General features: G+C 72.8%; 11 protein-coding genes and 1 pseudogene. 3 read left to right on the top strand and 9 right to left on the bottom strand.

Annotated features, from left to right (window positions below):
* Positions 1-9: 9 nt before the first annotated feature.
* Positions 10-1,545 (bottom strand): alanine/glycine:cation symporter family protein, encoded by a 1,536-nt coding sequence (locus tag OIU81_RS04140; protein WP_329143922.1) that lies wholly within the window; start codon positions 1,543-1,545, stop codon positions 10-12.
* Between the two features lie 581 nt (positions 1,546-2,126).
* On the opposite strand from OIU81_RS04140, the gene OIU81_RS04135 reads away from it, so the two are divergent.
* Together OIU81_RS04135 and OIU81_RS04130 are read left to right on the top strand one after the other, a co-directional pair.
* On the top strand, positions 2,127-3,635 hold the full coding sequence (locus tag OIU81_RS04135) for an FUSC family protein (protein WP_329143921.1): 1,509 nt from the start codon (positions 2,127-2,129) through the stop codon (positions 3,633-3,635).
* 107 nt (positions 3,636-3,742) lie between these two features.
* A pseudogene (locus tag OIU81_RS04130) lies at positions 3,743-4,787 on the top strand (lactonase family protein).
* 14 nt (positions 4,788-4,801) lie between these two features.
* Here OIU81_RS04130 and OIU81_RS04125 read toward each other — a convergent pair.
* The 7 genes from OIU81_RS04125 to OIU81_RS04095 all read right to left on the bottom strand — a co-directional run bounded on the left by OIU81_RS04125 (position 4,802) and on the right by OIU81_RS04095 (position 11,935).
* Entirely contained in the window at positions 4,802-5,143 is a 342-nt protein-coding gene (locus OIU81_RS04125) for a nuclear transport factor 2 family protein (protein ID WP_329143919.1), read from the bottom strand.
* Between the two features lie 462 nt (positions 5,144-5,605).
* A complete protein-coding gene (locus tag OIU81_RS04120; protein WP_443073924.1) occupies positions 5,606-6,562 on the bottom strand; it encodes a sirohydrochlorin chelatase in 957 nt (318 codons plus the stop codon).
* Positions 6,563-6,653: 91 nt separating this feature from the next.
* On the bottom strand, positions 6,654-7,685 hold the full coding sequence (locus tag OIU81_RS04115; protein WP_329143917.1) for an N-acetylglucosamine kinase: 1,032 nt from the start codon (positions 7,683-7,685) through the stop codon (positions 6,654-6,656).
* Entirely contained in the window at positions 7,678-8,769 is a 1,092-nt protein-coding gene (locus tag OIU81_RS04110; protein ID WP_329143915.1) for a phospholipid scramblase-related protein, read from the bottom strand. The genes OIU81_RS04115 and OIU81_RS04110 overlap by 8 nt, the downstream gene beginning before the upstream one ends.
* A 23-nt stretch (positions 8,770-8,792) precedes the next feature.
* Positions 8,793-9,470 (bottom strand): uracil-DNA glycosylase, encoded by a 678-nt coding sequence (locus OIU81_RS04105; RefSeq protein WP_329143913.1) that lies wholly within the window; start codon positions 9,468-9,470, stop codon positions 8,793-8,795.
* A 140-nt stretch (positions 9,471-9,610) separates the two neighbouring features.
* Positions 9,611-10,696 (bottom strand): WD40/YVTN/BNR-like repeat-containing protein, encoded by a 1,086-nt coding sequence (locus OIU81_RS04100; RefSeq protein ID WP_329143911.1) that lies wholly within the window; start codon positions 10,694-10,696, stop codon positions 9,611-9,613.
* A 135-nt stretch (positions 10,697-10,831) separates the two neighbouring features.
* Positions 10,832-11,935: an NADH:flavin oxidoreductase/NADH oxidase gene (locus tag OIU81_RS04095; RefSeq protein WP_329143909.1), complete on the bottom strand. Its 1,104-nt coding sequence runs from the start codon at positions 11,933-11,935 to the stop codon at positions 10,832-10,834.
* 164 nt (positions 11,936-12,099) lie between these two features.
* Here OIU81_RS04095 and OIU81_RS04090 point away from each other — a divergent pair, with 164 nt between their 5' ends.
* Positions 12,100-12,471: an ArsR/SmtB family transcription factor gene (locus tag OIU81_RS04090; protein ID WP_329143907.1), complete on the top strand. Its 372-nt coding sequence runs from the start codon at positions 12,100-12,102 to the stop codon at positions 12,469-12,471.
* Positions 12,472-12,522: 51 nt separating this feature from the next.
* On the opposite strand, the gene OIU81_RS04085 is transcribed toward OIU81_RS04090, so the two are convergent.
* The gene (locus OIU81_RS04085) at positions 12,523-13,896 is read right to left on the bottom strand and encodes an FAD-dependent oxidoreductase (RefSeq protein WP_329143905.1); all 1,374 of its coding nucleotides are present in this window, start codon (positions 13,894-13,896) and stop codon (positions 12,523-12,525) included.
* Between the last annotated feature and the right edge of the window lie 38 nt (positions 13,897-13,934).

Raw genomic sequence — 13,934 nt, 5'->3', positions numbered from 1 at the left:
GCGGGGCGGTCAGACGGTGGTCTTCACCGGCTCCTGGTCTTCGTCGGCCTCGCTGCTTTCTCCGGCCTTGCGGGCGCGGACGAACTCCAGGAAGGAGTTCAGCTCGCGCTTGACGACCGGGGCGAGGAGGTAGAGGCCGATGATGTTGATGACGGCCAGCATGAAGAGCACGGCGTCGGCCATGTCGATCAGGGTCTGGAGCGTGAGCAGGGAGCCCGCGACGGCGAACAGCGTGTAGAAGACCTTGAAGGTCAGCTCGCTGGTCCTGCTGCGGCCGAAGAGGTGCGTCCATGCCTTGAGGCAGTAGTAGCCCCAGGTCAGCACCGTGGAGATGGCGAACAGCAGCACCGCGAGGGTGAGGACGTACGGGAACCAGGGCAGCACCGTGCCGAAGGCGTCCGAGGTGATGGTGACACCGCCGATGTCCCCGCCCTCGCGGGCCTCGTTCCAGCTGGCGGGGTTGGCGATGACGATGGTCAGTGCGGTCATCGTGCAGACGAGGACGGTGTCGATGAACGGCTCCAGCAGGGCGACCAGGCCCTCGCTGGCGGGGTGCTCGGTCTTGACCGCGGAGTGGGCGATCGGGGCGGAGCCGAGACCCGCCTCGTTGGAGAACGCGGCCCGTTTGAAGCCGATGATCAGGGCGCCCAGGACACCGCCGGCGACGCCTTCGGGGTGGAAGGCGCCCTCGATGATCGTGGCGAAGGCGTCGGGGACGGCGGTGATGTTCACCAGGATGACGGCCAGGCACGCGGCGATGTAGACGCCGGCCATGGCCGGCACCAGCTTGCTGGTGACGTTGGTGATGGAGCGGATACCGCCGAGCAGGACGATGCCGACCAGCGCGGCGATGAGGATGCCGAAGAACAGGGCACCGGCGGAGGAACCCACGACCCCGTTCTCGCCGCCGGAGACGGAGACGAGCTGGGCGTAGCTCTGGTTGACCTGGAACAGGTTGCCGCCGAAGAGGCCGAAGAAGAGCACCATGGCCGAGGCGAGAACGGCGAGGATCTTGCCGAGCTTCTTGCCGTTGCTACCGAAGCGGTCGGCGAGGCCCTTGGGCAGATAGTGCATCGGACCGCCGGAGACGGTGCCGTCGGCGTGCACCTCGCGGTACTTCACGCCGAGAGTGACCTCGACGAACTTGGTGGCCATGCCGAGCAGACCGCAGAGGATCATCCAGAACGTCGCACCGGGACCACCGATGGAGACCGCGACGGCGACCCCCGCGATGTTGCCGAGTCCGACCGTGCCGGAGACGGCCGTTGTCAGCGCCTGGAAGTGGTTGACCTCACCGGCCGACCCCTTCTTGTCGTACTTGCCTCGCACCACGTCGACGGCGAGCCGGAACTTGCGGATCTGCACACATCCGAACCAGCCGGTGAAGACGAGACCGGCGACCACGAGCCAGGCGACGATGAGGGGCAGCTCCGTACCGGCGACGGGAACGGAGTAGAAGACGATGTCGCCGAGCCAGGTGGCTATGGGTTCGAAGAACGTGCTGACTGCTTTGTCAACAGAACTGGTGAATGCATCGAGAGACACGTTGGCTACCTCGGAGGCGCAGGGACCGGCGCACGGAAGGTTGTGCCGGTGGATGTGCGGTCTTTGAGCGAACGCCGTTGTCCGGTCGGCGCCCCGCGATAGCACGGTCCGCGGACTCGGCCCGTGATCACTGGTCGTGCTGCCGGTGCGTGCCGGCACTCCGCGCTGCGGCGAGGGGGAGCCGCTTGCGGACTTGGCGTAGTTTTAGCACGCCCTTTACCGATTCTTGGGTGATGTACCTCACATGACGGCGGGTGGCTTTCGAAAGCCTCAGCGCGCGAGATCGATCCGTTATCCAGGTGTGACTCGGAAGAGGGAAACCTCACTCCCGCCCTCACGCACGCGTCCTCGATGCCGCGGATTCCTTGCCCCCCGTGTCGGGGCACGGAGGCCGCCCGGGGCCGCGCTCCGCCCATTGGCACCCTTCTGGCCTGACGAAGGGCGTGTACGCTGTACCAATGGCCCACTGGTTCCGGCCACTGTTGAGCAAGCTGTCTCAATAGTGCTCTGATGGTCCCGTCGATGGCGCTGCGGATTCCGCGGCGCCTTTTTCATGCGGAACCACCGAAGGGGCAAAAGCCGTGCTGAAGAGGGTGTTCGTGGCTCCGGATCCGGGCCGGCTGCGGCTGCGCGGCGCGGTGCGGTCCGTCCTCGGCATCGGCCTGGCGGTCACGGTCTGCGGTCTCGCCGCCCACTCGCTCGTCGCCGCCGTCCTCGGCGGACTGGGCGCGCTGCTGGCCCTCTTCACGGTCACCGACGCGACGGTCCGCGGCCAGCTGGTCACCACGGCCCTGCTGCCCGCCGTCGGCTTCCCCGTGCTCGCCGCCGCGGCGGAGCTGCACGACCACCCGGTGGCCCGTGACACGGCCTTCCTCGCCGTGGTCGGCGCCGGGGTCTACGCCCGCAGGTGGGGGCCGCGGGGCCACGCCCTGGGCGTGTTCGCGTTCATGACGTTCTTCGCGGCCCAGTTCCTGCAGGCCGAACCGGACCGGCTGCCCGAGCTGTACGCCGCCCTCGCCCTCGCCCTGCTCGCCTCCTCCACCGTCCGCTTCGGGCTGTGGTGCTACGAGCGCCGGCTGCCCCCGGCCGCCGTACCCGCCCCGCCGGCGGGCCGTGGACTGGCCCGGATCACCACCCGCCAGGCGATCCAGGCCACCGCCGGCGCCGGCTTCGCCCTCATGGCGGGCCAGCTGCTCTCCGACCAGCGCTGGTACTGGGCCGTGGGCGCCACCTGGTGGATCTTCGTGAACACCACCTCGCGCGGCGAAACCCTGGTCCGGGGCTTCCGCCGGGCCCTGGGCACGGTGCTCGGCATCGCCCTCGGCCTGGTCGTCGCCGTCCCGCTGCACGGAGCCGTCGTCCCCACGGTGGCGCTGCTCGCGGTCAGCGTCTTCGGGATCTTCTACACGGCCGCGGTGTCCTACACCTGGATGATGCTCGCGGTGACCCTGCTGGCCGGGCTGCTCTACGGCCTCCTGGGGGTGCTGGACCCCGCCCTGCTCGCGCTGCGGCTCGCGGAGACCGGCGTCGGGGCGCTCGGTGCCGTGCTCGCCGTGCTCCTGGTGCTGCCCGTCACCACCCACGCCACCACCGATGCCTGGATCCAGCGCGCGCTGCGCTGTGTGCACCTGTGCACCGCCGAGGCCGCCGCCCGCCTCGCGGGTTCCGAGACCGCCGACCCCGCCGCGCACGTCGCCGCGCTGGAGCCCTTGCTCGGCAGGGTCCGGCTCTCCCTCGCACCGCTCGTGCACCCGCTGAGCCCCCTGCGGGCCCGTAAGGCCCGGGCCCGCCAGGTGCTCGTGCTGCTCGACGACTGCGCCCGCGAGGTCCGCGGGCTGGCCGCCGTCGCCGCCGACCCGGAGGCCTCCCACGACGCCCGGCTCACCGCGGCCTGCCAGCGGGTGGAAGCCGCCGTCGAGGCCCTCACCACCCCGCAACGGCCGGGCGACGCGGCCACCGTCACGGTGTCCGTGCCGCACCCTCCCGTCGCGGAACCCGCGCTGATGCATCTGCACGGACTGGAACGGGCCCTGGCCGAACTTTCCGCACCGTTGCGCAGCTCCCCGCGCGCACCGCTGGTCGACGCCTGAGCGACGCGTCACGAGCCACGGCTCACCGCTCCCCGGTGTCGCCTCGCCGCCACGGGCGCTAGCGTCATCCCAGCACCTCAACGGGCCGGCGGACGAAGGGCACAGCCGTGGCGACGGGCGACAGCGGACTACGGGCGTACCTCGGATCGTTCACCTCGGCGGGCGGCGCCGGTATCACCACCGCGGCCGTCGACCCGGAGTCCGGCGCCCTCACCCCGCTGCACGCCACCGATGCCGTCGCCAACCCCTCCTACCTGGCGCCGAGCCCCGACGGCCGGTACCTCTACGCGGTCAGCGAGACCCAGGAGGGCGCCGCGGCCGCCTTCGCGCTCACCCCCGGCGGACCCGAACTGCTCGCCCCCGCCGTGTCCGTCCAGGGCGCCGACCCCACCCATCTCACCCCTGGCCGCGGGCCATCTCGTCACCGCCAACTACAGTTCCGCCGGCGTCAGTACGCTCCCGGTACGGGCCGACGGCGCGCCGGCCGGCCCCGCCACCGTGCTCGCCCACGAGGGCAGCGGCCCGCGGACCGACCGCCAGGAGAGCCCGCACCCGCACGCCGTGCTGACCGACCCCAGCGGCCGCTGGCTGCTCAGCGTCGATCTGGGCACCGACTCCGTCCGCAGCTGCACCCTGGCCGCCGCCGACGGGGCGCTGACCGTACGCGCCGAGACCCGGCTGCGGCCCGGCAGCGGACCGCGCCACCTCGCGTTCCACCCGCGCGGCGACCTCGCCTACGTCATCCACGAGCTGGATCCGGCGGTGACGGTCTGCCGGTGGGACGCCGGCACCGGAACGCTGACTCCGCTGGGGGAGACCCGCCTGCTGCCGGACGGCGTCGCCGCGGACGGCACGTTCCCCTCCGCGCTCGTCATCTCCCCGGACGGCCGGTTCGCCTGGGCCGCCAACCGGGGCCACGACAGCCTCTCCGTCCTCGCCCTCGACGGCGCTGCCGCAGCTCTCGTCACCACCGTCCCCTGCGGCGGCCACTGGCCCCGTGACCTGGCGCTGCACCCTGACGGCCGGCATCTGTACGCCGCCAACGAGCGCTCCGGCGACATCACCTGGTTCGCCGTCGATCCGGCGACCGGTATTCCCGCCCGCACCGGATCCGTCGAGGCGCCCGCGGCCTCCTGCGTCGTCTTCGCCTGACCGGCCCGCGCCGCTCAGCCCTGCGGAAAGCGCCCGCCGAAATACACCTGGGTCTCGGTGAGCCGGCCGTCCCGCACCGTCGTCACCTCGACATTGCGATGCCGCTCGCCCGTCGTCAGCTCGTACTCGTAGCGCACGCAGACCTGCTCGCCGTCGAGGGCCACCGCATCGAGGATCTCCTGCCCGCGCAGCCGGTCCGCGGTGGGGAAGCAGACCTCCAGGAACGCGGCCTTGCCGATGTGGTCGTCCTGCGGGCTGGTGAACACGTATTCCTCGGCGAGCAGCCGGTCCATGGCCGCGCGGTCCTGGGCGAGATAGGCCGCGAAGGCGGCACGGACGACATCGATGTGCGACATGAACTTCCTTCCGTGGGCGGCCCGCTCGCGCTCCGGGGCGATCGCGGCCGGCGAGTGGCCGCGCTCGCGCTGCGCACGGCTCCGGCGGAACGTATCGCGTACCGGCGGCTCACCCGCACGGTCTTCTCCCGCGAGTCGCACGGGCCATGTGCCCCGGGCGGCTCCGGGTGTGGCCGGCAGCCATGCTTCAGGCGTGTATCGGCCGCTGGTGTACGGCATGCCGCCCGGCGCCCGGCGCCTCAGCGGTACGGCAGGCGCCCTGCGCGGCGCCCTGGCGGGCGTACGGCCCGTTGGGGCGCCGCACCATGGCCTCGTCGCTCCCGGGCCGCCTGGCGGGCGCCTGCGCCGCTCGTCGCGGTTCCGGTTCCGGTACCTGTGCCCGGACGGCGAAGGGCCGCCCCCGCGCTGCGCGAGGACGGCCGTTCGATCCTTCGATGCCGTGGATCCGGCAGGGGGGCGGCCCTAGCGGACCGGTACCCCCTGCGACTGCGTCGGCAGGGTGATGCCCACCGCCGCCGCGTAGTTCGACAGCACCAGCCGGCCCACCGTGCTGTAGGCGCCCAGGGCCTCGGCCGAGGCGCAGCCCGCCTCCGCCGCGGCCGCCCCCAGGAGGCCGTCGGCGATCTCCGGGCCGATCAGGTACGGGGCCAGCGCCAGTTGCTGCGAACCGGATTCGCGCAGCTGCTCGGCCGTACGGGAGATGGCGCCCTCCTCGTCGAGGGCGGCGGCCAGCACCGGCACCGCGAGCCGGGCGGAGAGCAGCATGCCGGTGATGCCGGCGGCCTGCACGGCCTCGTCGCCGCCCACGGTGGCGAGGATGATGCCGTCGGCGGCCGTGGCGACCGTGAACAGCCGGGCACGGTCGGCGCGCGCCAGACCGGACTCGGAGAGCCGGACGTGCAGCGCCTCGGCGAGCAGCGGATGCGGGCCGAGGACATCGGTCAGCTCCGCGCCGGAGCCGCTGTTCATCATTGCCTGGCGTATCCGGCGCAGCAGCGCGCTGTCCGGTCCGGCCAGCAGCGGCACCACGACGGCGGCGGGGCCGGGGCCGGGCTGTCCGTCGGCGTCCACCCGCGCCTTGTGCTCCGTGGCGGCGTGCGCCAGCACGGCCTCCAGGGACGGGAACTCGTCGTCGCCACCGTCGACATACCCGATACGGGCGTCGAGGCCGGGGAGTTCGGAGCGGGCGATGCTGGAGATCTCGTCGGCCAGGCTGCGCGAGGCGGACGAGGGGGTGCCGGGTACGGCCAGCACCAGGGCGGGCGCGCCCTCGGGCGCGGCCAGGGGTTCCGGCTTGCGGTGGCGGCCGGACTGCCGCGCGCGCGGCATTCGTACCGGCAGGCCGGGCGCGGCTCCCGGGCTCGGGGGTGCGGCGTCAAAATGGGGCGAGCCAGGTGCGGGCCCAGTGGGGGAACTCATGGCGCCGCATGCTAACGCCTCGGGTCCTACCCGCGCGGAGGGAGGGTTCGGTGACGAGGTATCCGTCCCGTTTTATCCCGCGCGTCCTTGGTCACGGACCCGGCGCAGGCCGTGTGATCTGCAACAACTTCCCGTCGGCGGGCAGCGTCAGACGGTCGCCGGCCAGCGCCGCGGCGATGGTCAGCGCCCCGTCGAGCGGGCTCCCGGCGGCGACCGTCCGGCGTGCTCGCGGCAGCCGCTCGGCGAGCGCCGTGCGCAGCGGCGCCCACAGCGGCTCGCCCAGGCCGAACAGCCCGCCGGTGCAGGCCACCGCGCTGTCCGCGGCCGGCGGGCAGACCGCGGCCGCGGCATCGGCGAGATGGCCCGCGGCGGCCCGCAGGATGCCGAGCGCCACCGGGTCGCCCCCGGTGGCGCAGCCGGCCACCTCCGGGGCGAACGAGGCGAGGGCGGCGGGCCGGTCGGCGCGCGGGTAGAGGGCGCCGGGCAGTTCACCGGCCGGCCCGAACACCGCTTCCGCGCGCGCCAGCAGGGCGGCCGAACCGCCGGGCCGCCCGTCGTACGCCCGCAGCGCGGCCTCCAGTCCGGCGCGGCCCAGCCAGGCTCCGCCGCCGCAATCGCCCAGCAGATGGCCCCAGCCGTCCGCACGGCGCCAGCCGCCCGGGGTGGTCGGATCCGTGCCCAGGGCGATCATGCCGGTGCCCGCGACGACCACGGCACCGGGGCGCTGCCCCAGTGCCCCGGCGTACGCGGTGACCGCGTCCGCGGCCACCGCGCAGCGCCGCACTCCGAGGGCGGTGGCCAGTGCGGCGGGCAGCCGGCCGCGCAGCTCATCGCCCAGCGTGGCCGCACCGGCCGCGCCCACGCACACCGCGGTGAACCCGTCCGCACCCGCTTCGCGCCGCAACTCCTGTGCTGCGGGCAGCAGTTGGGACAGCAGATGTCCGGCGTCGATCCCGGCGGGGCCGGTGCGCACCGGCTCGCGGGAGACGCGTACGGCCAGCGGGCGGGCGGCCTCGTCGTCCGCGCGGGCGACGGCGATCCGCAGCCCCGACCCACCCGAGTCCACGCCGAGGACATGACCGGCCCCGGCGGCGTCCCGGCCGTGGCCGGGGGGCTCACCCAAGGCCGCGGGCGTCCTGCTTGAGGGCGGTGTCGACGGTCAGGGCCGTGGCGACGACCAGGCTCAGCAACGGGTCGGGCAGCTGGTGGTGGATCTGCAGGACGTAGTTGTCCGCCGTCGTGAACATCGTCTTGGCCAGCCCCTCCCAGGTCTTGGTGATCCGGGCGACCTCGGTGTCGGCGTGGTCGACGATGGCGAAGTTCCAGGCGCGCCAGTTCTCGGCCTTGATGGCGCCGATCTGCTGGCCGTTGACCATCATCGCGAAGTTGATCTTCCCGATGGCGTTCTGCTGCACGATCTCGCCGACCGGCGAGCCGTCCGGACGCTGCACGATCACCTTGGACTTGAGGATCTTCGCCGGCCGGGTCAGCACCAGCTGCGGCTGGCCGTAGGCGTCCCGGATCTCCAGCTTGTGGGTCATGTACTGATCGAGGCTGGAGACGACGCGCAGGACCTTCTTGGCCGTGCTCTGGCCGACCTGGACGACCGTGCCGATGGTGTTGCCGTGCTGGTCGAAGACGCTGTACTCGTTGGTGACCTCGATCAGCTTGGCCTTCTGGTTGACCACCAGCACCGGTTCGGTGAACAGGCTGCCGCCGCCCGGCCCGCCGGGCGCCACCCCGGCCTGCTGCTGCACCTGATGCTGCACGGCGCCCGGATTCCCGGCGGGCTGCCCCGGCATCGGCTGCTGTCCGTACGGCTGCTGCATCTGCTGGCCGGGCAACTGCTGGCCGGGCGCCTGCTGGGGGTGGCCGTAGCCCTGCGCGCCGTACGGGGCGCCGCCTTGCTGCGGGCCCGGGTACGGAGCCTGGCCCGGCGCCTGTTGCGGCGGCAGCTGCTGCTGCGGAGCGGACTGGTGCGGCATCTGCTGCGGGGGCTGCTGGGTGGCCTGTTGCTGCGCCGCCTGCTGGGGCGCCGGCTGCTGTGGTGCCTGCTGGTGGCCCGGCTGGGGCGCCTGGTGCGGGGCCGGGGGCTGTTGTCCCGGGTGGGTGTGCTCCGTCCAGCGGGACCCGTCCCACCAGCGCAGTTGGTGGGGGGTGCCCTGTGGGTCGGCGTACCAACCCGCAGGGATGTTCGCATTCGTCATACGAGGCACACTATCGCCCGGTGTCAGGGCAGCCTCCAGTCGACGGGCTGGGCGCCCTGCCGTGCCAGCAGGTCGTTCACCCGGCTGAAGGGCCGTGAGCCGAAGAAGCCCCGGTCGGCGGACATGGGGGAGGGGTGCGAGGACTCGACGGCCGGCAGGTCGCCGAGCAGCGGCCGCAGATTGCGGGCATCGCGCCCCCACAGCACCGAGACCAGCGGGCGCCCGCGGGCCACCAGCGCGCGGATGGCCTGTTCGGTGACCTCTTCCCAGCCCTTGCCGCGGTGCGCGGCCGGTTTGCGGGGCGCCGTCGTCAGCGCTCTGTTCAGCAGGAGTACGCCCTGGCGCGTCCACGGGGTCAGATCGCCGTTCGACGGCCGGGGCAGTCCGAGGTCGGAGTGCAGCTCGCGGAAGATGTTCTCCAGGCTCGGCGGCAGCGGACGCACCTCCGGCGCCACGGAGAAGCTGAGCCCGACCGCATGCCCCGGTGTGGGGTAGGGGTCCTGCCCGACGATGAGCACCCGCACCTCGTCGAAGGGCTGTTGGAAGGCGCGCAGCACATCGGCGCCGGCCGGCAGATAGCTCCGTCCCGCGGCGATCTCCGCCCGCAGGAAGTCGCCCATCGCGGCGATCCGGTCGGCGACGGGCTCAAGTTCCTTGGCCCAGCCTGGTTCGACAATTTCTTGGAGAGGTCGTGCAGCCACGGGATCACCCTACTGGCCCGGACCCGCTCCCCTTCAACCAATGGCCCGGACTCCGGCGGCCCGCCCTACGCGGTCCCCAACTGCCACTCCCTCCCACCTCGTTGTCCGGCACCCGGATCGCCCCTCCCGTCCGCCTCTTCTCAGGCCACGGCGGCCGCCCGTACGCACAGCACATCCGGCAGATGGGAGGCGAGCTGCTGCCAGCTGTCGCCGTCGTCCGCGCTGGCGTAGACCTCGCCGTTGCGGTTGCCGAAATACACCCCGGCGGGATCGCTGTCATCGACGCAGAGGGCGTCCCTGAGCACCGTGCCGTAGTGGTCCTCCTGCGGCAGGCCGTCGCTCAGGGGCTCCCAGCTTCCGCCGGCGTCACAGGTGCGGTAGACCCGGCAGTGGTGCCCGGCCGGCACCCGGTCGATGTCGGCGGTGATCGGGAAGAGGTAGGCGACACCTCCCGTGTGCGGATGCGCGGCCACGGCGAAGCCGAAGTCGGAGGGCAGTCCGCCGCCGATGTCCTGCCACGTCGCACCCGCGTCATCGCTGCGGTAGACGCCCCAGTGGTTCTGCAGATACAGCCGGTCGCGGTCGACCGGGTCCGGTGCGATCTTGTGGACACACTGGCCGAACTCCGGATGCTGATCCGGCAGGAAGACCGCCTTCACGCCCTTGTTCGACGGCGTCCAGCTGGCGCCCCCGTCGAGGGTGCGGAAGACCCCGGCGGTCGAGACGGCGACGGTGACCGCGTCGGCGTCGCGCGGGTCGGTGAGCACCGTGTGGACGGCGAGCCCGCCGCCGCCCGGCACCCACTTCTCCCGGCTCGGGTGGTCCCACAGCTCCCGGACGAGGTCGAAGGTCTCGCCGCCGTCCTCGGAGCGGAACAGGCCGCCGGGCTCGGTGCCCGCGTAGACCACGTCGGGGGCGGCGGGGCCGGCCGGATGCAGCTGCCACACCCGCTCCAGCGAAGTCCCGGTGTACTCCGGGTACTTCACCGCGGGGCGGGCGGGTTCCTGCCAGGTCTCGCCCAGATCGTCGGAGTGGAACACCGACGGGCCCCAGTGGGCGCTGTCGGCCCCGGCCAGCAGCCGGGGCGTCGCACGCCGGGTGTCGATGCCGAGGGAGTACACCGCCTGGGCGGGGAAATGCGGTGCGCTCAGCTCCCAGCTGCCGTGCCGTCGACGGCCGAGGAAGAGCCCCTTGCGGGTGCCCACCGCGAGGAGTACGTCAGTCATGCCGGAACACCTCCGGGACGCCGTTGTCTCAGACAGAGGCAAGTCTGCACCCGACCACTGACAATGGCGCCCCGGTGTATGTCCGGGCAGGTCACACGGTGCGCCACCCGCTCCCCGCACGCCCTTCCGGCGCTCTCAGGCGGCCCGGAGGTACTGCGGCGGCACGGTGATCGGCGCACCCAGCTCCCGCGCCGCCTGCCGCGCGAAGCTGGGGTTGCGCAGGAGTTCCCGGCCGAGCAGCACGGCGTCGGCCTGGCCGTCCGTGAGGATCTTCTCGGCCTGCCGCGGCTCGGTGATCAGACCGACCGCGCCCACCGCCAGACCGCTCTCCTTCTTCACCCGCTCCGCGAACGGCACCTGGTAGCCGGGCCCGGTGGCGATCTTCGCGTCCGGTGCGTTGCCGCCCGTGGAGGTGTCCAGCAGATCGATGCCGCGCTCGCGCAGGTCACGGGCGAAGCGCACGGTGTCGTCGGCGGTCCAGCCCATGCGCGGGTCGCTCTCGTCCTCGGTGAGCCAGTCGGTCGCCGAGATCCGGAAGAAGACCGGCAGTTCGTCGGGCCACACCTCGCGCACGGCGTCCACGACCTCCCGTGCGAAGCGGGTCCGGTTCTCGTACGAACCGCCGTACCCGTCGGTGCGCCGGTTGGTGAACGGCGAGAGGAACTCATTGATCAGATAGCCGTGCGCACCGTGGATCTCGATCACCTCGAAGCCCGCGGCCAGCGCCCGTCGCGCGGTGGCGGCGAACTGCGCGACGATCTCCCCGATCTGCGCGACGGACAGCTCCGCGGGGGCCTGGTAGCCCTCGTCGAACGGCACCGGGCTCGGCCCGACCGGCTCCCAGCCGTGGCGCTGACCGGGGAGGATCGGCCCGCCACGGTTCACCCAGCCGCGCTCGGTGGACGCCTTCCGCCCGGCATGGGCGAGCTGGATCCCCGGCACCGTCCCCTGCTCCTTGAGGAAGCCGGTGATGCGCCGGAACGCCTCGGTCTGGGTGTCGTTCCACAGCCCGAGGTCGTACGGGCTGATGCGCCCCTCGGGGCTCACCGCGGTCGCCTCGACGAGGATCAGTCCGGTGCCGCCCACCGCTCGTGCGGCCAGATGCTGGAAGTGCCAGTCCCCGGGCGCGCCCGTGTCCGGACCCTCGGGGGCCGCGGAGTACTGGCACATGGGCGCCATCCAGAGACGGTTCGGGACGGTCAGCGAGCGGAGGGAGAGGGGCTCGAACAGTGCGCTCACAGCAGACTCCTGTGCCTGGGAAGGAGTGGGTCCGGTCGGATCCAGGACTCATACGATAAACGTCGTACTACGGTGGATGTCAAACTACGACGCTTCTCGTACAATGAACGCGCGGGCGGCAGACCAGGCCGAACCGAGCCCCGCAGAGTGAGTCAGGAGCCGTCATGCCGACCGATACGACCTCCGCGCGTGCCCCGTCGGGCCCCCGGTCGCTGGAGCATCCGGACCGGGCGGACATCCGGCTGGCCGAGGTGCTGCACGCGCTGGCCGACCCGATGCGCCTGCGGATCGTCCGCGCGCTGGCGGCCGCCGAGGGCGAGCTGAACTGCGCGGACATCGAACTCCCGGTCAGCAAGTCGACCTGCACCCACCACTTCCGGGTGCTGCGCGAGCACGGCGTCATCCATCAGCTCTACCGGGGCACGGCCAAGATGAACGGGCTGCGCCGGCAGGATCTGGAGGAGCTCTTCCCCGGTCTGATCGACGGCGTGCTGCGGGCGGCGGATCTCCAGGCCGGCCGCCTCGGCGAGGAGTGAGCGGACCCGTTCGGTGAGCCGCGGCTGACCGCCCGAGGCCCGGCCGGCGGCTCAACCCGTCGTGTGCGCCGCCTCCAACAGCCCCGCCCAGTCCGGCAGCTTGACCGTGCCACGCCCCAGGCCGTGACCCCACGCGGCCTCGGCGGCCTCGATCGCCAGCCACCCCGGCCAGGGGACCGGCCGCTGCCCCGCCCGTACCAGCGCCGCCACCGGATCCCCGGGCGTGCGGCCCCGCGCCAGCATCGGGGCGTCCGCCAGCAGTGACCCCGCGGTCTCCTTCGCGCACGGCCGGTTGGTGCCGATCACGCCCGTGGGGCCGCGCTTGATCCAGCCCGCCACGTAGACACCGGGGAGCGGCGCCCCGTCCCGCAGCACCCGGCCGGCCAGATGCGGAACCGTCCCGGTGGTCTGGTCGAACGGCAGACCCGGCTGCGGCGTCCCCCGGTAGCCGACCGAACGCAGCACCAACTGCCCCTCGATCTCCTCGAATTCACCGGTTCCCGCGACCCCGCCACGGCCGTCCGGCGCGGTCCGCTCGAACCGCACCCCGCGCACCCCCGAGGCGTCCCCGAGCACCTCGGCCGGCCGCAGGAAGAACCGCAGATGAATGCGGCGCCCGGCCCGGGGCGCGGATCCCGCGTCCGCCGCTGCGGCCGCCGTGCGCTCCGCCCAGCCGCGCAGCACCTCGACGTTCCGCCGCGCCGCTGCGGGCAGCGCGCCCGGATCCCGGTAGGCCGGATCCAGCGCCAGCTCCCCGGGCCGGACGCATACGTCCGTATCCGGCAGAGAGCCCAGCTCCCGCAGTTCCTTGGTGGTGAACTTGGCCTGCGAGGGGCCCCGTCTGCCGACCATCCAGACGTCCTCGACGCGGCTGTCCGCGAGGGCGCCGAGCGGGCCCTGCGGCATATCGGTGGCAGCGAGCTCCGCGGCGCCGCGCGAGAGCATCCGGGTCACGTCCACCGCCACGTTCCCCACACCGATCACGACCGCGGACCGCGCCGCGAGGGTGAAGCGGATCGCGGCCGCATCCGGATGCGCGCTGTACCAGGCGACGAACTCGGTCGCCGGATGGCTGCCGGGCAGCTCCTCACCGGGGATGCCGAGCTGCCGGTCGGTGGCGGCGCCCACGCAGAAGACCACCGCATCGAAGATCTCCCGCAGCTCCTCGACCCCCAGCCCGGGCGCCCCCGCCTGGACATTGCCCAGGAAGTGCACCCTGGGGTGCTCCAGGACCGTCCGCAGAGTGTTCTGCAGAGATTTGATCTTCTCGTGGTCCGGCGCGACGCCGTAGCGGACCAGGCCGTACGGGCAGGGCAGCCGGTCCAGGACGTAGACCTCGAGGTCCGGTACGGCCTGCTGCTCGATCAGGGACTGGGCGGTGTAGACGCCGCTGGGTCCGGAACCGATCACTGCGACACGAAGCACGGGTGGCCCCTTCCGCGGGATACCCCCAGGGTCGCACC

Source organism: Streptomyces sp. NBC_01454 (assembly GCF_036227565.1).
Classification (GTDB): Bacteria; Actinomycetota; Actinomycetes; order Streptomycetales; family Streptomycetaceae; genus Streptomyces.
The sequence above is the reverse complement of the archived record's forward strand: the minus strand, read 5'-3'. Positions and strand labels throughout refer to the sequence as shown.